The organism is Burkholderia sp. A2, assembly GCF_001729305.1.
GTDB classification, from domain to species: domain Bacteria; phylum Pseudomonadota; class Gammaproteobacteria; order Burkholderiales; family Burkholderiaceae; genus Burkholderia; species Burkholderia sola.
In genome coordinates this window covers 238,452-259,752 of sequence record NZ_LZXX01000002.1, presented here as the reverse complement: position 1 = coordinate 259,752, position 21,301 = coordinate 238,452, and the positions used below count along the sequence as shown (strand labels likewise).

The following is a 21,301-nucleotide window of genomic DNA, read 5'->3' as shown; positions in this document are numbered from 1 at the left end:
TACTGCCGGCATGAATGTCAGCCTGTCGCCCGCCGCACTCAGGGTGTTTCTCGTCGATCACGCGGTTGCCGTCCGCCAGCGGATCGCGCTGCTCGTCGGCGCGATCCGCGGCGTCGCCGTCGTGGGCGAAGCGGAAGACGGCCAGGACGCGTGGACGCATATCCGCAGCAGCCGTGCGGACGTGGTGATCGTCGACGTGCGGCTCGCGGACGGCAGCGGTCTCGACCTGATCGGGATGCTGTCGAAGGCCGCGCCGCGCATCGTCACGATCGTGCTGACGAACCACTCGGCGCCGGCATTCAGAGAGGCATGCGCGACGGCGGGAGCCGACTACTTCTTCGACAAGACCGTCGAATTCGACGCCGCATGCCGTGTCATCGAATCCCTGGTGCACGCGCGCGTGCGCCGCCCTTGACGAGCCGGAGCGCCTCATGTCCACCGCCACCGCCTTCGCCGACGTGTCCTTCGTACCCCGGCCAACGATTCCGCTGCGCCCGGCCGCGCGCGCCGACGCCGCCAAGCATCCGGCCGCACGCTGCTCGGCCTGCGCGATGCGCTCGATGTGCCTGCCGCCGCACCTGACGCCCGCCGAATACGGCCGCCTCGACGCGATCATCTGCACGACGCGGCAGGTTCGCCAGGGCGACGCGCTGTTCCGCACCGACGATCCGTTCCAGAGCATCTATGCGGTGCGCGCGGGTTCGTTCAAGACGGTGATGATGCATCGCGACGGCCGCGAGCACGTGACGGGCTTCCAGATCGCCGGCGAAACGCTCGGGATGGACGGCATCGGCAGCGGCCAGCACTGCTGCGACGCGATCGCGCTGGAGGACAGCGTGGTATGCATCATCCCGTTCGGCGCGCTCGAAGCCGCGTGCCGCGAGATCAAGCCGATGCAGCACTTCCTCTACCAGATGCTGAGCGGCGAAATCGTCCGCGAATCGAGCCAGATGTTGTTGCTCGGCACGATGTCGGCCGAGCAGCGCGTTGCGCATTTTCTGCTGAACCTGTCGTCGCGATTCGAGGCGCGCGGCTATTCGGCGACCGAATTCAACCTGCGGATGACGCGCGAGGAAATCGGCTGCTATCTCGGGATGAAGCTCGAAACCGTCAGCCGGATGTTCTCGCGGTTCCATCGCGACGCGCTCGTCGAAACGCGCGGCAAGCGCGTGCGCATCATCGACGCGCAAGCGCTCGCGCGGGTCTGACACGCGGCGCCTGAGGACGGGCGCCGCGTCACTGCATCGCGTCGCCTGTCGCCGCGTCGCGCAGCGCGACCGTTGCGGCGCCGGCCTGCCACGTGAGCAGCGCCCGTTCGGCCTGCTCGAACGCGCGACGCAACGCGTCGTCCACGTCGGCTCCGACGCACGGCGGCAGCGGCCGGCGCGTCGCGTCGCGCATCACCAGGTCCAGCCGTACGTCGTACCGGCGCGCGCCATCGGTCGCCGTGCGCGATTCGATCGCGAGATGGCAGCCTTCGATCCACGCGCGAAACCGCTCAAGTCGCACCAGTTGCGCGCCGGCTTCGGCCTCGACCGCAGCCGAACCCGTGAATCCGAGGCAGGCGATCTGCATGCCCACGCCCATGTCGTCTCTCCTGACGGGGCCGCCCGCTCGTCGACCGCCTTGCATGTACCGGCCGCCTCACGATGTGGCGGCCCGTGTTTCCCGTGGCGCGGCGCGCATTTTTCGATCGCTGCCGGCCGATAGTCTGCCCGCGCCCGACAGGCGCGGGACCGTTCAGACGTTGAAGGTCTGCGATGCCTTCATCTCGATCCACGTCATGCCGGCCCGCAGCCCTTCGATCATCGCCTCGCGCTCCGTCGGATACGCGTGGCTGTGCTCGAACGTATGATGAAACCGCGCGGCGCCGGCGCCGTGCTCGACCGACACGCGGCAGCGGAATTCGCCCGATTCGCACGGGCGCGTCTCCACTTCGACCGACCAGTCGCGTTCGTGAATGTTGCCCTGCAGTGTCATGCGCCCTCCTGCGGTATCAGCCTTCGAGCCGGAAGTGCCCGCTATGCAGCAGCACCGGCCGGCCGCCGATTTCCTCGAGCATTCGTCGTGCCATCGCCTCGATGGCCGACCGGTGCGCGTCGAATGCGCCCAGCAGATCGCGTTCGAGCAGCGACCGCGCACCGAAATGGTCTTCCAGCGCCTCGGCCGTGACCGCGCACTGAACGCAACGCCCGTCGACCAGCGCCGAAAACGCGACGACCAGATCGCGCGCGCAGTATTCCGGCGGTTCGGACGGGAAAACGATGTGCATCGGTCGGTTCGTCATCGTCGTGATGGCTCCATGACGAGAGCATAGTGGCGCGCGCGGCCGCGCGCTTGACCCACGTCAACGGGCTCGCTGCACCGCACGATCGCGGTGCCGCCGCGCGCCCCCGCTTCAGCCGGCGCCGGGCTCGATCGCCGCGCCGCGCTGCGCGAGCAGCTCGCGCAGCACGCTGCGGTGACAATGGTTTTCGTCGTCGCAGTAGCAGCCGATCGAGAACGCGGTCGTCGCCGACAGCGCGGCCAGCAGGTCCAGCACCTTGGCCGGATCGCCGTGCGCCATCTCCGCGCGGAAGCGGCGCTTGAACGCGTTCCATTCGGCGTCGGTTTCGGCGGCCTGCGCCTGCGCGACGAGCTCGGGGCTTGGCGACAGCGTCGGCAACCATACATCATAGTAGTCGCGCGACGCGAATTCCGCCTTCGGTACGCCGCGCGGCGGCCGCCGCACCGTGCCGATCCTCAGGCCCTCGCCGGCCGCGCGCGGCGTGCCGAGCTGGATGATCCGGATGCCCATGTCGCTCCTCTGCATGGCGTACGATCCCGTGATCGTACCGCCGCGCCTGCCCGTGCGTCAGCCGCGCATCGCACATGACGGCCGCCCAACAAAAAACCGGCTGTTCCCGCGACGGGAAACAGCCGGTTCTTCACCGTTGCGCGCCGGGGCGCGCCGCGTTCAGACGCCGCTCTTCAGCACCTTGCCGATCGCGTCCGCGACGATGCCGACGTTCGAGTCGTTCAGGCCCGCCACGCACATCCGGCCCGAGCGCAGGATGTATACGCCGTGCACCTCGCGCAGCGCGTCGACCTGCGATTCGGTCAGGCCCGTGTACGTGAACATCCCGCGCTGCTTCACGTAGCGCGTGAGCGCTTCGCCGCTCACGTGGTCGCGCAGGCCGTCGTGGATCGACTGGCGCATCCGCGCGATGCGGCGGCACATCGCCGACAGTTCCTCTTCCCACTGCTTGCGCAGCGCCGGCGTGCCGAGCACGGCCGCGACGACCTTCGCGCCGTAAGTCTGCGGGTTGCTGTAGTTCGAGCGCACGGCGCCGGCCAGCTGGCCGAGCACGCGCTCGGCCGCGGCCGCGTCCTCGCAGACGACGCTCAGGCCGCCCACGCGCTCGCCGTACAGCGAAAAGTTCTTCGAGAACGAGTTCGCGACGAGCGTCGGCACGCCGCGGCGGGCCAGTTCGCGCACCGCGAACGCGTCCGCGTCGAGACCCGCGCCGAAGCCCTGGTACGCCATGTCGACGAACGGCAGCAGCCCGCGCGCCTCGATCACGTCGATCAGCTTCTCCCACTGGCCTTCGTCGAGATCGACGCCGGTCGGGTTATGGCAGCACGCGTGCAGCAGCACGATGCTGCGCGCCGGCAGCGCGTCGATCGCCGCGAGCATCGCGTCGAACTTCAGGCCGCCCGTGGCCTCGTCGTAGTACGGATACGTGTTCACCGTGAAGCCGGCGCGCTCGAAGATGAAGCGATGGTTCTCCCAGCTCGGATCGCTGAGCCACACCTGCGAATCCGGGAAATAGCGCTTCAGGAAATCGGCGCCGACCTTCAGCGCGCCCGAGCCGCCGAGCGTCTGCAGCGTCGCGATGCGGCCGGCCGCGCGGGCCGGATGATCGGCGCCGAACACCAGCGATTGCACGGCGTCGCGGTACGCGGCCAGGCCAACCATCGGCAGGTACGGCTTCGGGCCGCTGTCGCGCTGCAGCGCGGTTTCGGCTTCGCGCACGGCGCCCAGCACCGGAATCCGGCCTTCGGCGTCGAAATAGATCCCGATGCTCAGGTTGACCTTCTGATCGCGCGGATCTTTCTGGAAGTTCTCGTTGAGCGTCAGGATCGGGTCGCCCGGGTACGCGTCGATGTGTTCGAACATGGCTTGAGTCGGTCTCGTTTGAAGAATGGTCGGTCGTGTCCTGCGTCAGCGTGCGGACGCGCCGTCGTGTACCGCAAAGCCGGCATTCTTCTGACGGAAGCGATACCCGATCGCGAGCACCGCGAGCCATACCGGGATCAGGTACACCGACAGACGGAGATCCGGCGTCAGGTACATCACGACGAGAATGCCGGCCATGAACGCCAGGCACAGGTAATTCGTGAAAGGATAGCCCAGACTGCGGAAGGAAGTCTGCTCCCCGGCAGCACGCTTGGCCTGGCGGAACTTCAGGTGGATCACCGTGATCATCGCCCAGTTGATGATCAGCGCCGATACGACGAGGCCCATCAGCACTTCGAACGCCTTGCCCGGCATGAAGTAGTTGACCAGCACGCACACGCCGGTCGCGAGCGCCGACGCACCGAGCGCGGCGAGCGGAATGCCGCGCTTGTTGACCGAGCACAGCACCTTCGGCGCGTTGCCCTGTTGCGCGAGGCCGAACAGCATCCGGCTGTTGCTGTACACGCCGCTGTTGTAGACCGACAGCGCGGCCGTCAGCACGACGACGTTCAGCACGTTCGCGACCAGGTTGCTGCTCAGCGCGTGGAAGATCAGCACGAACGGGCTGCCGCCGGTGACGACCTTCTCCCACGGATACAGCGACAGCAGCACGGCCAGCGCGCCGATGTAGAAAATCAGGATGCGGTAGATGACCTGGTTGGTCGCGCGCGGAATGCTGCGCTTCGGATCGTCGGCCTCGGCCGCGGTGATGCCGATCAGCTCGAGCCCGCCGAACGAGAACATGATCGCGGCCATCGACATCACGAGCCCAGACACGCCGTTCGGGAAGAACCCGCCGTGCTGCCACAGGTTCGCGACACTCGCTTCCGGCCCGGCGTGGCCGCTCACGAGCAGCCAGCCGCCGAAGCCGATCATCCCGATGATCGCGGCGACCTTGATGATCGAGAACCAGAATTCCGTCTCGCCGTACGACTTCACGCTGGCCAGGTTCAGCAGGTTGATCGCGACGAAGAACACCAGCGCCGACACCCAGGTCGGCACGCCGGGCCACCAGTACTGGACGTAGATCCCCACGGCCGACAATTCGGCCATGCTGACGAGGATGTACAGCACCCAGTAATTCCAGCCGGACAGGAAGCCGGTGAAGTGGCCGACGTATTTGTTCGCGAAGTAGCTGAACGAGCCGGCGACGGGCTCGTCGACGACCATCTCGCCGAGCTGGCGCATGATGAAGAACGCAACGATGCCGGCCACCGCATAGCCGAGCAGCACGGACGGGCCGGCCATCTTGATCGTCTGCGCGATGCCGAGGAACAGCCCGGTGCCGAGCGCGCCGCCGAGCGCAATCAGCTGGATGTGCCGGTTCTTCAGCCCGCGCTTCAGGCCGTCGCTCTCGTTTCCAGAAACCATGTCTTCTCCATTCTGCCCGCCTCCGCCGGAAGCGGTGCGGCGCGCCTCGGTGTGCCGGGCGCTGTTTTGCTGTGCCGGCGGCCGTTCGTGGAGCCGCCGGGTTGGGGACTGCAATTTTCGCGTGGCGAGCAGCCGATTCGCGTCGGTGTGCGGCCTGGCTGGCCGCCGACTCGTCCGCCCGCGCCCCACTGCTGCGACCGCACACGAAAATCCGGCGTCAGTTTAGCGTCGCGACCGCGAAATCGGGTTGCGTAACCCGCTCATGCAAACCCTACATTATGAGATAAGATTGCATCCGGGAGACGAATGAGGAAACAAAAATGCCTGACCCGGTTCTCGATCGTATCGATCGTCAGTTGCTGTCGGTGCTGCAGGAGAACGGCCGCGCGTCGAACCTCGATCTGGCGAAGGCCGTGGGACTGTCACCCGCGCAAACGCTGCGACGTCACCGGCGGCTGGAGGAAATCGGCGCGATCCGCCGCTACGAAACCCGGCTCTGCCCCGACACGCTGGGCTTCGGCGTCACCGCGTTCGTGCATGTGACGATGGAGCGCGGGCATATCCGCGATTTGTCGAAATTCCAGAAACTCGTGTCGGATCTCGCGCAGATCCAGGAATGTTTCTCTGTGACGGGCGACATCGATTACGTGCTGAAAGTCGTCGCGCACGATCTGAAGGGGCTGTCGCGATTCCTGCTCGAGACGCTGATGCGCATTCCCGGCGTGAGCGGCGTGCATTCGAGCGTGTGCCTCGACGAGATCAAGTGTACGAGTGCGATGCCGGTGGAAAGCTGACCCGCCCGGCGCGCATCAGGCCGATGCGCTCACCGCACCGCCTCGAACGCACTGATCAACAACGCTCCGCAAGCAATCACCAGACACCCTGCCGCCCGGCGCGGCGTCAGCCGCTCGCCGAGATACACGCGCGCAATCAGCGCCGCGAATACCACGCTCGTCTCCCGCAGCGCCGACACCGGCCCCATCGGCGCGCGATCCATCGCCCAGATCACGATGCCGTACGCGAGCGCCGCGAACACGCCGCCGCAGGCGGCCTTCGCCGTCTCGCCGACCTCCTGCGTCAGCCGCAGCGGCCCCGCCCGCAGCCGGTAGTACGCGGCCATCATCGCGCCCGTCAGCACGAACATCCACGCGGTATAGCCGACCGTGCTGCCGCTCTCGCGCACACCGATCCCGTCCACCACGCTATAGGCCGCGATCGACACGCCGGTCGCGAACGCCGTCGGCAGCACCTGCATCATCCGGTGTTTCGCGCCGCGCCCGCGTTCCAGCCCGATCGCCATGATGCCCACGCAGATCAGCACGAGCCCGCCTTGCGCGCCGAGGTTCAGGCGCTCGCCCGCGAACGCCGCCGCGCCGAGCGTGACGAGCAGCGGCGCCGTGCCGCGCGCGACCGGGTACGCGACGCTCAGGTCGCCGTGTTCGTACGCGCGGACGAGCAGCAGCGTATAGACGACGTGGATCACGGCCGACGCGACGACGCAGAGCCAGCTCGCCGGCGCGATCGGCGCGGCAGCCGGCAGGAACAGCAGCGCGAACAGCCCGATCGCGATCTGCAGCACCGTGGCCGAGCGCAGCCGGTCGCCGCTGCTGCGCACCAGCGCATTCCATGACGCATGCAGGAACGCCGCGCACAGAACGGCAAACAGAACGGGAATCGGCACGCTGAAACCTCGCTGACGGGTCGGAGGCCGCGCGGTGCGCGGCAGGCGTCCATCGTAGTATGAATGCGTCACCAGATTGTCAGAAAAGCGACGCACGGCGCGCCCTAAACGATCCGGCCGCGGCCCCCCATCGCCCCGCCCGGCGCTGCTTGCGCCGCAAGCAGCGCCACGCCCCGGCATGCGACGTGGACGTTGCTGGCGGTCCGCCCCTTTCCGTTCTCTTTCGCCTCGCGCTGCGCCGTAATGAAACCGATACCGCAGCGCAACCGTCGCGAAAACACTCCGTCCCCATATCTTCATACGCGGCTGTTCCAATGCGCGTGCTCCCTCACGAGCTTCGCGCCGAACCGACACGGCGACGGGGCCGTTCTCCACCATCGAAGACCTTACCTGGAGTTTCCCGATGTTCCGTCAAGCCTTGCTCGTCACCGCCTGCGCAGCCGCAGCGCTTGCGCTGTTCGCCTGCGGCGGCAGCGACGATTCCACGCCGACGCCCGCCGTGTCGTCGCAGGATGCGCTGCAGACCGCCACGCCGATCAAGCACGTCGTCGTGATCTACGGCGAAAACATCTCGTTCGACCACTACTTCGGCACCTACCCGAACGCGACGAACCCGTCGGGCGAACCGGCGTTCACCGCGAAGTCCGGCACGCCGACGCCGAACGGCCTGACCGGCACGCTGCTCACCGCGAACCCGAACTTCACGAATACGGCCAACGGCACCGACGCGGCGAACCCGTTCCGTCTCGACCGCACGCAGGCCGCGACCGCCGACCAGAACCACGCGTACACGGCCGAACAGCAGGCCGAGGACAACGGCCTGGCGGACCTGTTCCCGAAATACACGGGCAAGGGCTCGTCCGGCGGCGCCGGCGCATTCGGCACGAAGGGCCAGGTGATGGGCTACTTCGACGGCAACACGGTGACCGCGCTGTGGAACTATGCACAGCGCTTCGCGATGAGCGACAACACGTTCACGACGGTCTACGGGCCGTCGACGCCGGGCGCGCTGAACATCGTCGCGGGGCAGACCAACGGCATGCAGATCGTCAAGACGTCGAAGCAGCCGTCGACGCTCGCCGCGACCTCGTACTACATCAATGACGGCCAGGGCGGCCTCACGATGATCAACGACGTCGACCCGGGCTTCGACGTGTGTTCGAGCACGACGGACCAGGCGATGATGACGGGCAAGAATATCGGCGACCTGCTGAACGCCGCGAAGATCACATGGGGCGGCTTCATGGGCGGCTTCAACCTGTCGACGACGAACGGCAACGGCACGACGGGCTGCGCGCGCAGCACGGTCGCGACCGCCGTGAACGCCGCGACGGCCGACTACATCCCGCACCACAACTGGTTCCAGTACTACGCGTCGACCGCGAACCCGCAGCACACGCGCCCGAGCTCGATCGCGGCGATCGGCTCGAGCGTCGAGACCGACGGCAAGACGGCCGAACCCGCGAACCACCAGTACGACACGGACGACTTCTTCGCCGCCGTGAAGGCCGGCAACTTCCCGTCGGTCAGCTACCTGAAGGCGCCGGCCGCGCAGGACGGGCACGCGGGTTATTCGGATCCGCTCGACGAGCAGGCGTTCGTGACGAAGGTCGTCAACTTCCTGCAGCAGCAGCCGGACTGGCAGAACACGGCCGTGATCGTCACCTATGACGACTCGGACGGATGGTACGACCACGTGTACACGCCGCCGACGCACGCGTCGTCGGACCCGGTCGACCAGCTCAACGGCGCCGGCAAGTGCGGCACGGGCGGCACCACCGGCGTGAACGGCGCGACCGTGAACGGCCGCTGCGGCCCGGGCGTGCGCATTCCGCTCGTCGTGATCTCGCCGTATGCGAAGCAGAACTACGTCGATCACACGATGCTCGACCAGGCGTCCGTCGTGCGCTTCATCGAGGACAACTGGCTCGGCGGCCAGCGTATCGGCGGCGGTTCGTTCGATGCGACGGCCGGCGACCTGCGCAACCTGTTCGACTTCACGTCGAAGCCGAACACGACGCCGCTGTATCTCGACCCGACGCTCGGCACCGCATTGAGCGCGGCCCCGGCGATCTGACCGGCACTGCCTGACCGCATGGCCGGCGCATCATGCGCCGGCCGTTTCCATTTCAACGCGTCGCCTCGTGCGACGCCCGATTTTCGATCGACAGCATGACAGCTCGCCCTGCGTTTCCGTCTCCCGATGCCGCCGGCACGCCCGTGCCGCGCGCCCCTTCCCGCCTGCTGCGCCGCGCGGCGGTCGCGCTCGGCGCGGCCGTGCTCGGCTATGGCGCATTCGCGATCGCGTTTCCCGCTCGGGTGCCGGCGGCGATCAGCACCGTGGTCGCCGACTGGACCGGCGCGAACCCGCATCCGGTCGTGCTGCAGCGGCCCGCCGCGCAGCCGCTGTCGGCGGTCGCGCAGCTCGGGCGCGCGTTGTTCAACGATCCGTCGCTATCGGCGTCGGGCAAGCAGTCGTGCGCGTCGTGCCACAGCCCCGATCACGCGTACGGCCCGCCGAATGCGCTGGACGTGCAGCCGGGCGGCCTCGCGATGACGCAGCAGGGCTATCGTCCGCCGCCGTCGCTGATGTACCTGTACCGCCAGCCGAATTTCAGCATCGGCCCCGATGCCGGCGAAAACGACGCCGCGCCGAGCGTCGCGCAGCAGGCCACGGCGGCGGCCGGCGTCGTCAAGGCGCAGAAGGTGGCCGGCACGTCGGCCGCGCCGCAGCTCGTGCCGCAGGGCGGCATGTTCTGGGACGGCCGCGCCGATACATTGCAGCAGCAGGCGTTCGGCCCGCTGTTGAATCCGGTCGAGATGGCGAATGCGAGCGTCGACGATGTCGCCCGCAAGCTCGCGCAGTCGTCGCATCGCGCGCAGTTCGAGCAGTTGTTCGGGCCGCGCGTGTTCTCCACCCCGCAGCTCGCGGTATCGGAGGCGATGTTCGCGATCGCGCGCTATCAGGTCGAAGATCCGTCGTTCCATCCGTACGACAGCAAGTACGACCGCTGGCTCGAAGGCCGTGCGCGCCTCACGCAGGCGGAGTTGCGCGGGCTGCGCCTGTTCAACGATCCGGACAAGGCGAATTGCGCGGGCTGCCACCTGTCGAAACCCGGCAAGGACGGGCTGCCGCCGATGTTTACCGATTACCAGTACGAGGCGCTCGGCGCGCCGCGCAACCGGGCGCTCGTGCAGAACCGCGACCCGGCGTTCTACGATCTCGGCGTGTGCGGGCCGTTCCGCGACGACCTGAAGGACCAGACGCAGTATTGCGGGATGTTTCTGACGCCGACGCTGCGCAATTCGGCGACGCGCCACGTGTTCTTCCACAACGGCGTGTTCCACACGCTCGATCAGGTGATGGCGTTCTACAACGAGCGCAGCATTTCGCCGCGGAAGTTCTATTCGCGCGGCGCGGACGGCAAGGTCGACGAATACGACGACATCCCGCCGAAATATCGCGCGAACGTCGACGTGACCGACGCGCCGTTCGATCGCAAGCCGGGCGACAAACCCGCGATGACGGCGCAGGACATCAAGGATATCGAAGCGTTTCTCGGCACGCTGACGGACGCCCCGGCGCAGCACTGAGCGCCGGCCGGGCGCCGTGCCGCATCAGCAGCACGCGCGAATGCACAGGAAGGCGGGCGCCAGCGTCAACTCCGCATGGAGCCGTTCGGATACGACCTTCATCTCCGGCAGCGGCGTCGGTTCGACGAAGCGGTCGAGCCGCCAGCCGCCGTCGGCGACCGCGTTCACGATGTCGGCGAGCGGCCGCCGCCACGCTTCGACGTAGGGCCTCGGTTCGCCGAACCCCGACCAGTGGAAACCGAAACGCGAAGTATCGAAGTACGTGCCGTCGCCGCGCGTGCGTTCGTCCATCCAGTCGCGCATCGGATGCGCCATCGAGAACACGAGCGTTGCCCCCGGACGCGCGACGCGGCGGAATTCGCGCAGCGTCGGCGCAAGATCGCGCACGTAGTCGAGCGCGAGCGAGCACAGCACCTTGTCGACCGATGCGTCGGGCAGCCACGCGAGCGGCGCCTCGAGATCGCCTTCCGTGACGTCGACCGCCAGTCCCGCGCACCGCGTTCGCGCGAGCGCAACCATTTCCGGCGTCACGTCGAACGCATGCACGGTCGCGCCGTGCGCGGCGAGATGCGCGCTGCAGATGCCGGGCCCGCAGCCGGCGTCGAGCACCGTCAGGCCGTCGACGTCGCCGAGCAGCGCCATCGTTGCCGGACGTTCGTAAAGCGCGTTGTGCGCCTTCGTCGGCGCGAGGTCCGCATAGCGTTGCGCGAAGCTCGCGTACGCGCGGCGGCCGGGTGATTCGTTCGGTTCGGTCATGCGGCATCCGTCGGTCGAAACAGGGCAGGCCGATTCTGCCCGATCGGACGACGAATGGCGACTACCGTCGCGCCTGCATCAGGACAGGCTGTCGAGCAAGCGATACCAGGCGACGCCGGCCGCGATATAGAAGCGCTGCAGCCCGTGCAACGGGATCGGCCGGATCGGCGTGACCCGGAACGGCAGCGGCAGTTGCGCATCGCCCGCCAGATGCGCGGCCAGATGCTTGCCGAGCGTCGTCGCCATCGCGATGCCGCGGCCGTTGTAGCCGAGCGCGATCGTCACGCCCGGCGCCGGCTCGTGCACGTGCGGCAGGAAATCCGCGGTGATCGCGACGCGCCCCGCCCAACGGTATTCGAACCGGACGCCTTTCAGTTGCGGATACAACAGCGTCGTCGCGCGTTCGAGATGTCGCCAGTCGCTCGGCGCGCGCGGGTCGGCAAACGGGCCGCGGCCGCCCATCAACAGACGCCCGGCCGCGTCACGGCGGAAGTACAGCAGCAGACGCCGCGCATCCGATGCGACCTCGCCACCGGCGAGGATGTCGCGGCCAAGCGCCGGCGCGAGCGGCTGCGTCGCGACGATGAAGCTGTTCGCGGCGATCACCGACTGGCGCAAGCCGGGCCATAGTCCGTCCGTGTAGCCGTTGGTGGCGATCACCACGCGCTCGGCCGACAGCGTCGCGCCGCCGGACGTCGCGATCCGCCAGCGGCCGTCGGCACGTGTCAACCCGACGGCGCGGGTCGAGCCGTGCACGACCGCCCCGCTCGCCTGCACGGCGCGCACGAGGCCGCGCGTATAGCTGAGCGGCTGAACGCTGCCCGCCCGGCGATCGATCCAGCCGCCCGCATACGCCGGCGTGCCGAGCCGCCGCGCGACGTCGTCACGGCTCAGCACGTCGACCGGCGCGCCGCGCGCGGCCCATTGCTGCGCGCGGCGCGCGACCGTGTCGAGCATCGCGGCGGTCGGCGCCGGCTGGATCCAGCCGTGCCGACGCGCATCGCAGTCGATTCCGTGCCGTGCGATCAGGTCGAACACGGTATCGGTCGCGCCGCCGACAATGCCGGCAAGCTGCTCGCCCGTCTCGTCGCCGAACCGGCGCACCAGTTCGTCGGGGTCGTATTTCAGCCCGGGAATCACCTGCCCGCCGTTACGGCCCGATGCGCCCCAGCCCGGCTGCGCGCCGTCGATCACGCGAACGTTCACGCCGCGTTCGGCCAGATGAAGTGCGGTCGACAGGCCCGTGAAGCCGGCGCCGACGATCGCCACGTCGCACGACACGGACGCGTCGAGCGCCGGTGTATCGGGCGCCGGCGCGGCGGTCGCCGCCCACAGCGAATCCGGCCACGGCGAGTCGGGCCATCCGGGTGCCGCGTTCGTTGCGCTCATGTTCGATCCGGGTGGTCGGCGCCGTCCGACGCCAGCAGGCGACGCAGGAATTCCTGCGTGCGGGGATGGGCCGGCTGCGTGAGCACGTCGCGCGCCGGCCCGCTTTCGCAGATGGTGCCGTCGTGCAGGAAGCACACGCGGTCGGCCACTTCGCGCGCGAATGCCATTTCGTGCGTGACGACCACCATGGTCATCCCGTCGCGAGCGAGCCCGCGCATCACGCCGAGCACTTCGCCGACGAGCTCGGGGTCGAGCGCCGACGTCGGCTCGTCGAACAGGATCGCCTGCGGCGTCATCGCGAGCGCGCGGGCGATCGCGACGCGCTGCTGCTGCCCGCCCGACAGCTCCGACGGATACGCATTCATCCGGTGCGAAAGCCCGACCTTGTCGAGGAGCGCGCGGGCCTGTTCGCGCGCCTGCGCGGCCGGCATGCGCCGGACGTGCACCGGCCCTTCCATCACGTTCTCGAGCGCCGTGCGGTGCGCGAACAGGTTGAAACGCTGGAATACCATGCCGACTCGCATCCGCAGTTCGTGAATCCGCTTCGAATGCGCATCGACCTTCACGCCGTCGATCGTGATCGACCCTTCGTCGTAGGTCTCGAAACCGTTGATACAGCGCAGCACGGTCGACTTGCCGGACCCGGACGGCCCGATCAGGCACACGACTTCACCCGGCTGCACGTCGAGGCTCACGCCTTTCAGCACCGCGTGCTGCTGAAACCGCTTGTGTATCGAATCGATCCGGATCATGCGCCTCTCCTCAGTGCGAGCCGCTTGCCGAGCCGGTTCACGCCGAACATCAGCGGCAGGCCGAGCGCGAGATACAGCAGCGCGACGAGCGTGTAGACGCTCATGTTCTGGAACGTCGACGACGCGATCAGCTGGCCGGCGCGCGTGATTTCCGCGACCGTGATCGTCGACGCGACTGATGAATCCTTCAGCAGCATCACGAGCGTATTGCCGTACGGCGGCAGCGCGATGCGGAACGCCTGCGGCAGCACCACGCGCCGCATGATCATCGGGCCGCGCATGCCGATCGCGTGCGCGGCTTCGATCTGGCCGCGGTCGATCGCCTCGATGCCCGCGCGGAAATTCTCGGCCTGATACGCCGAATATGCGATGCCGAGCCCGAGCACGCCGGCCTGGAACGCCGACAGTTGCACACCGAGATCGGGCAGCACGAAGTACATGTAGAACAGCTGCACGATGATCGGCAGCCCGCGGATCACGTTGACGATCGTGCTGCCGGCCGTCGAGACGGCACGATTGCGCGACACCTTCAGCAGCGCGAGGATCAGCCCGAGCACCGAACTGAGCACGAACGCGCATGCGGTGATCTCGATCGTGACCACCGCGCCCGTCAGCAGGATCGGCAGGAAATCGATCGCGTTCTGAAAAAACATGAGGCCTCCTGTGCGACGGCCAGACGGCCCGCCGCTGGGGATGCCCGCGACGCGCGGGCGATGCCGGTCGGGAATCGAATGCCGACGCTCAGCTCATGTGCCACTTCTGCAGGATCTGCTGCAGCGTGCCGTCGCTCTTCATCTTGCGGATCGCGCCGTTGAGCTGTTCGAGCGTCGCGGTGTCACCCTTGCGCACGATGAAGCACACCTGCCCCTTCACGACGCTCTGGTATTCCGGCACGAGCCGCACCTGGCGATTGACGCCGTGCTCGATCTGGTACGCGACGATCGGCTGGTCGGCGAAGCCGGCCTTGATGCGCCCGAGCGCGACGTCGCGCATGATGTCGGCGATCGAATCGTAGGTCCGGACTTCCTTGAAGATGCCCTTCTTGTTGAGCGCATCGACGAACGCCGTGCCGACCTGCGCGCCGACCACCTGGTCCTTGAAATCGTCCATCGACGTATAGCGGCCGGGGTCGTCGGCCTTCACGATCAGGCCTTCGCCGAACGAGTAGACGGTGTCGGAGAAATCGACGACCTGCTGGCGCGCCGGCGTCTTCAGCATCGCGGCCGAGATGATGTCGATCTTCTGCGTGGTGAGCGACGGGATCAGCGCCGAGAACACGGTCTGCTGCACGTCGACGCGAAACCCGGCCGACTTCCCGGCCGCGGTGATCGCATCGACCATCATCCCCTGGATCGAATTGCTCTTGACGTCGAGGAACGTGAACGGCACGCCGGTGGCCGTCGCGCCGACCTTCAGCGTGGGCTCGGCCGCCCCGGCGCTCGGCGACGCCGTGGAGAGTGCGATACAGGTGGCGAAACCGGCGGCCAGTGCGCCGAACCGCTTGATGAACGGAACCATGGTGACTCCTTCTCGAATAATCCGGGCGCCGGCCGGTCGCTGATCGACACTGCGACGATGACTTGATCTTAAAACGAATCAAAAACATCGCAAATAGATTTTTGCGTATCGATATTCGATACGATATGATGCGATATCGAATCGATTCCGCCCTTCGCCATGGAAACGTCACCCGACCAAGCAAACGATCTGCTGTTCAACCAGTCGCTGGAAAAAGGGCTGAACGTGCTGCGCGCGTTCAGCGCGAAACGGCGCACGATGACGCTGGCGGAAGTGGCCGACGCGGCGGGGATGACGAAAAGCTCCGCGCAGCGGATGGTCTATACGCTCGAGAAGCTCGGCTACATCCGCAAGCATCCGGTCACGCGGCGTTACCAACTCACGCCGCACGTGATGCGGATCGGCTTCAACTATCTCGCGGCCGATACGTTGATCGACGTCGCGAATCCGTTCCTGTCCGAACTCACGAACCTGACCGGCGAAACCACCAACCTCACCGAGCCGGACGAGGATGAAATGGTGTATGTCGCGCGTTTCGTGTCGACGAAGTTCGTGCCGATCCACATGCCGATCGGCAGCCGTATCCCGATGTACTGCACCGGCTCCGGCCGCGCGTTCCTGAGCGCGTTGCCGCCGGAAGAAGCGCGTGTGCGGCTCGACGGCATGGCGCGCACGCCGCATACGCCGCGCACGGTCACGGCGCTCGACGATCTCGTCGCGCTGCTCGAGGGCGCGCGGCGCGAAGGCTACGCGACCAACCAGGAAGAACTGTTCATCGGCGACATGTCGATCGCGGCGCCCGTGCTCGGCAGCCAGGGGCAGCCGGTCGCGGCCGTGCACGTGGTCGCGCCGACGAGCCGCTGGACGTTCGACGACGCGCGCCGCAAGCTCGCGCCGGCGGTGATCGACTGTGCGCGCGGGATCAGCAATTCGATCCGGACGCTTGAATAGCGTCGACGAAGTGGCATGCGGCGCGCCCGCGCAACGGCGTTCGATCGCTACTGCGGCTTCGGCGAATGCTCGGTCCGGTAGGTACGGTTCGGGCGCGATACGAATTGCTTCGCCGCAGCGTCCAGTTCCTTGCCGTGATACAGGTCGATGCACTTCAGGAAGTCGAACTTCACATCCGCGACTTCCGATTCGACAACCGGATTCCGATAGTCACGAGCCAGATACTTCGCGACCAGCGCGTGAATGACGTCCGGCGCACGTTCCATGTCGTAGTAGGTCCAGTCGCGCAACGCGCTGATGCTGCTGCCGATGTCCTTGCTCGTGCCGGGCGCCGGCTTGTACGCGGTAGCCAGGCACTCCGCGAGCACCATGTCCTTGAAGTTCTGCAGATAAGTACGTGAGCCGGCCTCGGGAGAGGTTTGTGCGACGTCCTTCGCCACGACCATCGCCGGTTGAAACGCGATGCACGCCAACGCGGCCGCGATCCGGACTCCCCTCATGACAGGCTCCAAAAGTTTGCGCGACCGGAACGATACCGCGCGCCCGGTTCGTTGAAGTAACCATGGTCGCGCCCCCGCATGCTCGCCTCCGTCGCCCTCCGACGCCGGGCCTCGAGGATCGGATCAAACCCCGACGGGAAAAGTATTGCCGACTGTCGCCGACAGCCTCTTCGTCCACCCACCCCCTCGTTTTCCCCGATCCCGTTCGCCTTGACTCCGCCGCCCCGATCGACAAAACTTCGCACATCCACAGTGTGATCACAGATCGCAGATCAAACCCAGGAGCGCCCCTTGCCGCCTCGTATCGTCCCGCCCGCACTGAAAGCCATCGAACAGGAAACGATGGCAGACAAGGTCTACCAGCAACTGCGCGAAGCGCTGATGAGCGGCCGGTTCGCGCCCGGCCAGGCGCTGAGCCTGCGCAGCGTCGCCGAAGCCGTCGGCTCGTCGACGATGCCCGTGCGTGCCGCGCTCACGCGGCTGCGCGCCGAACGCGCGCTCGTCGATGGCCCGAATCGCGCGCTCGTCGTCCCGCCGATGACGCTCGACATGCTCGACGAACTGCGCGACGTGCGGATCGCGCTCGAAGGCTGCATCGCCGAGCGCGCGTGCGAGCGGATGACCGACGCGCAGATCGCCGCCGTGCGCAAGACCTGCGAGACGATGCAGGCACACGTCGAGGCCGGCCGCTCGCGCGCCTACCTGCAAAGCAATTTCGCGTTCCACAGCGCGATCTACGCGCACGGCGCGAGCGAAAACACGCTCGCGATCGTCGAGAACCTGTGGATGCGCGTCGGCCCGTTCCTCAACATGGTCGCGCTCGACATCCCGCACATGCGGCGCTCGATGGACGCGCACCGCGCGATCGTCGATGCGCTCGAACGGCGCGACGGCGCGGGCGTGCGGGCCGGCATCGCGCTCGACATCGGTGGCGCCGCGCACGATCTCGCCGAGACGCTGCGGGCCGAGCGGACGCCTCGAACCGTGAACGCGAAGCCGTAGCGGCCGCTTGCGGCGGCCGCCCGACACGCGCGCGACCGCCATCCCACTACATCAACGATGGAGACAACCCGGCATGACAGCTTCCGACCTGCTGAAACCCTATGACGGCCTGCGCGTCCTCGTGACGGGCGGCGCGTCAGGCATCGGTCTCGAAATCGCCGACGCGTTCGCCGAATGCGGCGCGCGCGTGCACGTGTGCGACGCGTCGCAAGCCGCGATCGCGGCGCTCGCCGACCGGCCGCCGCGTGCCGCGGCCGGCGCGATCAGCGCGACGCTGGCCGACGTATCCGACCCGGCCGCCGTGGAACGCGTGTTCGCCGACGTGTCGACGCGGCTCGGCGGCCTCGACGTGCTGGTCAACAACGCCGGTATCGCCGGCCCGACCGGCGGCATCGACGAAATCGACCCCGTGCAGTGGGAACAGACCGTCGCGATCAACCTGAACGCGCAATTCCAGTTCACGCGCCGCGCGGTGCCGCTGCTGCGCGAGTCGAAACACGGCGGCGCGATCATCGCGTTGTCGTCGGTCGCCGGCCGGCTCGGCTATGCGTTCCGCACGCCGTATGCGGCCACCAAATGGGCGGTGGTCGGCCTCGTGAAGAGCCTCGCGATCGAGCTCGGGCCACTCGGCATCCGCGTGAACGCGATCCAGCCCGGCATCGTGCGCGGTCCGCGGATGCGCCGCGTGATCGAGGCGCGCGCGCAGCAGCTCGGCATCGGCTACGACGAAATGGAGCGACGCTATCTCGAGAAGATCTCGCTGCGGCGCATGACCGACCCGGCCGAAATCGCCGCGACCGCGCTGTTCCTGTGCTCGCCGGGCGGGCACGGCATCACCGGGCAGGCGATCTCCGTCTGCGGCAACGTCGAAGTGCTCTGACGCGTCCTGCATCGTTCATCGAAAGGAATCCATCCGTGGCAAACGCTCGCAAAGTCATCATCACCTGTGCGCCGACCGGCGCGATCCATACGCCGTCGATGTCGCCGTACCTGCCCGTGACGCCGCACGAAATCGAAACGGCCGCGGTCGCGGCCGCGCAGGCCGGCGCGGCGATCCTGCATCTGCACGCGCGCAATCCGTCCGACGGCAAACCGACGCAGGATCCGGCCGTGTTCGCCGAATTCCTGCCGCGCATCAAGGCGCAGACCGATGCGGTGATCAATCTCACGTCGGGCGGCAGCCCGCACATGACGGTCGACGAACGGCTGCAGCCGGCGCTGCATTTCCAGCCCGAGGTCGCGTCGCTGAACATGGGCTCGATGAACTTCGGGCTGTATCCGATGCTCGAGCGCTTCCGCGAGCTGAAGCATCCGTGGGAGCGCGAACATCTCGAGAAAAGCCGCGATCTCGTGTTCAAGAACACGTTCGCGGACATCGAGACGATCCTCACGCGCTGCGGCGCGAACGGCACGCGGTTCGAATTCGAGTGCTACGACATCTCGCATCTGTACAACCTCGCGCACTTCGTCGACCGCGGGCTCGCGAAGCCGCCGTTCTTCGTGCAAAGCGTGTTCGGCCTGCTCGGCGGAATCGGCGCGCATCCGGAGGACCTGATGCACATGCGCCGCACGGCCGACCGCCTGTTCGGCAGCGATTACGTGTGGTCGATCCTCGGCGCCGGGCGCAACCAGATTCCGCTCGCGACGATCGGCGCCGCGCAAGGCGCGAACGTGCGCGTCGGGCTCGAGGATTCGCTGTGGATCGCGCCCGGCAAGCTCGCGGAATCGAGCGCCGCGCAAGTCCTGAAAATGCGGCAGGTGCTCGAAGGCCTGTCGCTCGAGATCGCGACGCCGGCCGAGGCGCGCGCGATGCTCGCGCTCAAGGGCGGCGACGCGGTGAACTTCTGATCGCCGGGGTGCGCCCCCAACACGAGAATCCGCAAGCGCAGTGACAAGGCGCCGGCCCGAGCCGGCCGGCGCCAGGACGCCCTCGATCGCCCCGCTCCGTTCGAGCGCCGCCGGCGCGGCTCCGTCGACTGCCCATCCGCTGCCTGCATCGCAGCGGCATTTGCCGAACATGGCGCGCCGTGCTTGCCGTGCGCGCCGGTTCGCCCCTACCGGAGTCGTCCGCATGTCCACTCATCACGCTCAGGCCTTGTCGTCCGCCGCGACCGACGCGAATGCGTCGCTGAACCGGCTGCTGTTCCGCAAACTCATGCCGCTGCTGATCGCCGCGTATGTGATCAGTTTTCTCGACCGCACCAACATCGCGTTCGCCAAACATTCGATGGGCGTCGATCTCGGCATTTCATCGGCCGCGTACGGACTCGGCGCGGGGCTGTTCTTTCTCACCTACGCGCTCTTCGAGATCCCGAGCAACCTGATCATGCATCGCGTCGGCGCGCGCTTCTGGATCACGCGGATCATGATCACGTGGGGCGCGCTGTCGGTTGCGATGGCGTTCGTCCGCGGCGAGACGTCGTTCTACGTGATGCGCCTGCTGCTCGGCGTGGCCGAAGCCGGCCTGTTTCCCGGCGTGATGCTGTATCTGACGTACTGGTTCGGCCGCGAGGAGCGGGCACGCGCGACCGGCTATTTCCTGCTCGGCGTGTGCATCGCGAATATCGTCGGCGGGCCGCTGGCCGGCGCGCTGATCGAGCTCGACGGCACGCTCGGTTTCCACGGCTGGCAATGGCTGTTCGTCGTCGAAGGCATTCCGGCGATCCTGCTCGCGTTCGTCGTGTGGACGCGATTGCCGGATCGGCCGAGCGCCGCGCCATGGCTCTCCGCGGAAACCGGCCGCGCGCTCGAGCGCAAGCTGGCCGCCGAACAGGACGCGGGCGTCGCCGCGCACGACGGCCATGCGTTCGGCGCCGCGCTGCGCGATCCGCAGATCTGGCTCGCGATCTTCGTGTACTTCTGCCACCAGCTGACCATCTACACGGTGATCTTCTTCCTGCCGGGCATCATCGGCGCGTCGGGGCGCCTGTCGCCGGTCGCGGTCGGGTTGCTGACGTCGCTGCCCTGGCTCGCCGCCGCGCTCGGGGCCGGGACGCTGCCGCGCTTCGCGCGCGAATCGCGTCATTCGCGGCGGATGCTGTGTGCGGGGCTGGTGGTCATGGCGGCCGGGATGGTCGGCGCCGCGCATGCGTCGCCGTTGGCGGGGCTGCTCTGTGTGTGCGTGGCCGCGTCGATGTTTTTCGTCGTGCAGTCGATCGTGTTCACGTTTCCGGCGTCGCGGCTCGCCGGCAGCGCGCTGGCCGGCGGGCTCGGGCTCGTGAATACCTGCGGTTTGCTCGGCGGCTTCGTCGGGCCGACCGTCGTCGGCGCGATCGAACAGGCGACCGGCAATGCGAAGAACGGGCTGACGCTGCTGGCGGCGGCACTCGTCGTCGCGGCATTCGCGAGCCTCGCGTTGCGTCACGGGCACGAGCGCGCCGATGTTCGGTCGCGCGGCTGAAGACAGCGAGATTCGGGCTGGCGAGATGCGGGTTTCGCCCCGTCCGCATCTCGCCTCCGCTCCGTCCAAACATAGCGGCGCTTCGCAATGGCCGAGAACTGGCTGGCCACTCCGCACATTGCGTCGATCATGTCGCCGGCAGCGGCTGCGGAAAGCTCCGCTTCCTTT

The 21,301-nt window shown here is 67.6% G+C and carries 23 protein-coding genes; 10 read left to right on the top strand and 13 right to left on the bottom strand.

The annotated features are described in order from the left end of the window. Positions 1-10: 10 nt before the first annotated feature. Together A9Z05_RS01160 and A9Z05_RS01155 are read left to right on the top strand one after the other, a co-directional pair. Positions 11-415, top strand: a complete 405-nt coding sequence (locus tag A9Z05_RS01160; RefSeq protein ID WP_069616536.1) for a response regulator transcription factor — start codon at positions 11-13, stop codon at positions 413-415. 16 nt (positions 416-431) lie between these two features. Next, positions 432-1,208 carry a helix-turn-helix domain-containing protein gene (locus tag A9Z05_RS01155; RefSeq protein WP_069616535.1) on the top strand — a complete coding sequence of 259 codons (777 nt, stop codon included), beginning with the start codon at positions 432-434 and terminating at the stop codon, positions 1,206-1,208. Positions 1,209-1,236: 28 nt separating this feature from the next. On the opposite strand, the gene A9Z05_RS01150 is transcribed toward A9Z05_RS01155, so the two are convergent. From A9Z05_RS01150 to A9Z05_RS01125, 6 genes are all read right to left on the bottom strand, one after another. After that, complete coding sequence (locus A9Z05_RS01150) at positions 1,237-1,587, bottom strand: metal ABC transporter ATPase (RefSeq protein ID WP_069616534.1); 351 nt, start codon at positions 1,585-1,587, stop codon at positions 1,237-1,239. 153 nt (positions 1,588-1,740) lie between these two features. Beyond that, complete coding sequence (locus A9Z05_RS01145) at positions 1,741-1,980, bottom strand: hypothetical protein (RefSeq protein WP_006479066.1); 240 nt, start codon at positions 1,978-1,980, stop codon at positions 1,741-1,743. Between the two features lie 16 nt (positions 1,981-1,996). Then, a complete protein-coding gene (locus A9Z05_RS01140; protein WP_069616533.1) occupies positions 1,997-2,287 on the bottom strand; it encodes a DUF1488 domain-containing protein in 291 nt (96 codons plus the stop codon). A 111-nt stretch (positions 2,288-2,398) separates the two neighbouring features. Then, positions 2,399-2,797 carry a DUF488 domain-containing protein gene (locus tag A9Z05_RS01135; protein WP_069616532.1) on the bottom strand — a complete coding sequence of 133 codons (399 nt, stop codon included), beginning with the start codon at positions 2,795-2,797 and terminating at the stop codon, positions 2,399-2,401. A gap of 159 nt (positions 2,798-2,956) precedes the next feature. Beyond that, complete coding sequence (locus tag A9Z05_RS01130) at positions 2,957-4,159, bottom strand: amino acid aminotransferase (protein WP_069616531.1); 1,203 nt, start codon at positions 4,157-4,159, stop codon at positions 2,957-2,959. A 45-nt stretch (positions 4,160-4,204) separates the two neighbouring features. Beyond that, positions 4,205-5,590 (bottom strand): amino acid permease, encoded by a 1,386-nt coding sequence (locus tag A9Z05_RS01125; RefSeq protein ID WP_069616530.1) that lies wholly within the window; start codon positions 5,588-5,590, stop codon positions 4,205-4,207. A gap of 320 nt (positions 5,591-5,910) precedes the next feature. Here A9Z05_RS01125 and A9Z05_RS01120 point away from each other — a divergent pair, with 320 nt between their 5' ends. After that, positions 5,911-6,384, top strand: a complete 474-nt coding sequence (locus A9Z05_RS01120; RefSeq protein ID WP_069616529.1) for an Lrp/AsnC family transcriptional regulator — start codon at positions 5,911-5,913, stop codon at positions 6,382-6,384. Positions 6,385-6,413: 29 nt separating this feature from the next. On the opposite strand, the gene A9Z05_RS01115 is transcribed toward A9Z05_RS01120, so the two are convergent. Then, positions 6,414-7,271, bottom strand: coding sequence for an EamA family transporter (locus tag A9Z05_RS01115; RefSeq protein WP_069616528.1), 858 nt, complete (start codon positions 7,269-7,271; stop codon positions 6,414-6,416). Between the two features lie 403 nt (positions 7,272-7,674). Between A9Z05_RS01115 and A9Z05_RS01110 the strand changes: the two genes are divergently transcribed. Both A9Z05_RS01110 and A9Z05_RS01105 read left to right on the top strand, forming a co-directional pair. Beyond that, positions 7,675-9,348, top strand: coding sequence for a phospholipase C (locus A9Z05_RS01110; RefSeq protein ID WP_069616527.1), 1,674 nt, complete (start codon positions 7,675-7,677; stop codon positions 9,346-9,348). A 95-nt stretch (positions 9,349-9,443) separates the two neighbouring features. Continuing rightward, positions 9,444-10,865, top strand: coding sequence for a cytochrome-c peroxidase (locus tag A9Z05_RS01105; RefSeq protein WP_069616599.1), 1,422 nt, complete (start codon positions 9,444-9,446; stop codon positions 10,863-10,865). 24 nt (positions 10,866-10,889) lie between these two features. On the opposite strand, the gene A9Z05_RS01100 is transcribed toward A9Z05_RS01105, so the two are convergent. The 5 genes from A9Z05_RS01100 to A9Z05_RS01080 form a co-directional block, all read right to left on the bottom strand. Further along, the gene (locus A9Z05_RS01100) at positions 10,890-11,621 is read right to left on the bottom strand and encodes a class I SAM-dependent methyltransferase (RefSeq protein ID WP_069616526.1); all 732 of its coding nucleotides are present in this window, start codon (positions 11,619-11,621) and stop codon (positions 10,890-10,892) included. Between the two features lie 78 nt (positions 11,622-11,699). Beyond that, a complete protein-coding gene (locus tag A9Z05_RS01095) occupies positions 11,700-13,010 on the bottom strand; it encodes an FAD-binding oxidoreductase (protein ID WP_069616525.1) in 1,311 nt (436 codons plus the stop codon). Then, on the bottom strand, positions 13,007-13,762 hold the full coding sequence (locus tag A9Z05_RS01090; RefSeq protein WP_069616524.1) for an amino acid ABC transporter ATP-binding protein: 756 nt from the start codon (positions 13,760-13,762) through the stop codon (positions 13,007-13,009). The genes A9Z05_RS01095 and A9Z05_RS01090 overlap by 4 nt, the downstream gene beginning before the upstream one ends. After that, complete coding sequence (locus A9Z05_RS01085; RefSeq protein WP_069616523.1) at positions 13,759-14,415, bottom strand: amino acid ABC transporter permease; 657 nt, start codon at positions 14,413-14,415, stop codon at positions 13,759-13,761. The genes A9Z05_RS01090 and A9Z05_RS01085 overlap by 4 nt, the downstream gene beginning before the upstream one ends. Before the next feature lie 88 nt (positions 14,416-14,503). Then, positions 14,504-15,280 (bottom strand): ABC transporter substrate-binding protein, encoded by a 777-nt coding sequence (locus tag A9Z05_RS01080; protein ID WP_069616522.1) that lies wholly within the window; start codon positions 15,278-15,280, stop codon positions 14,504-14,506. Between the two features lie 159 nt (positions 15,281-15,439). Between A9Z05_RS01080 and A9Z05_RS01075 the strand changes: the two genes are divergently transcribed. After that, positions 15,440-16,231, top strand: coding sequence for an IclR family transcriptional regulator (locus A9Z05_RS01075; protein ID WP_069616521.1), 792 nt, complete (start codon positions 15,440-15,442; stop codon positions 16,229-16,231). Positions 16,232-16,278: 47 nt separating this feature from the next. Here A9Z05_RS01075 and A9Z05_RS01070 read toward each other — a convergent pair whose 3' ends face one another. Next, positions 16,279-16,731 carry a type VI secretion system amidase immunity protein Tai4 gene (locus A9Z05_RS01070; RefSeq protein WP_069616520.1) on the bottom strand — a complete coding sequence of 151 codons (453 nt, stop codon included), beginning with the start codon at positions 16,729-16,731 and terminating at the stop codon, positions 16,279-16,281. A gap of 291 nt (positions 16,732-17,022) precedes the next feature. On the opposite strand from A9Z05_RS01070, the gene A9Z05_RS01065 reads away from it, so the two are divergent. The 4 genes from A9Z05_RS01065 (at position 17,023) to A9Z05_RS01050 (ending at position 21,133) form a co-directional block, all read left to right on the top strand. Beyond that, positions 17,023-17,733, top strand: coding sequence for a GntR family transcriptional regulator (locus A9Z05_RS01065; protein WP_069616519.1), 711 nt, complete (start codon positions 17,023-17,025; stop codon positions 17,731-17,733). A gap of 73 nt (positions 17,734-17,806) precedes the next feature. Next, positions 17,807-18,613 carry an SDR family oxidoreductase gene (locus A9Z05_RS01060; protein WP_069616518.1) on the top strand — a complete coding sequence of 269 codons (807 nt, stop codon included), beginning with the start codon at positions 17,807-17,809 and terminating at the stop codon, positions 18,611-18,613. 35 nt (positions 18,614-18,648) lie between these two features. Next, complete coding sequence (locus A9Z05_RS01055) at positions 18,649-19,581, top strand: 3-keto-5-aminohexanoate cleavage protein (protein WP_006482842.1); 933 nt, start codon at positions 18,649-18,651, stop codon at positions 19,579-19,581. A gap of 223 nt (positions 19,582-19,804) precedes the next feature. After that, a complete protein-coding gene (locus tag A9Z05_RS01050) occupies positions 19,805-21,133 on the top strand; it encodes an MFS transporter (RefSeq protein ID WP_069616517.1) in 1,329 nt (442 codons plus the stop codon). Positions 21,134-21,301: the final 168 nt, after the last annotated feature.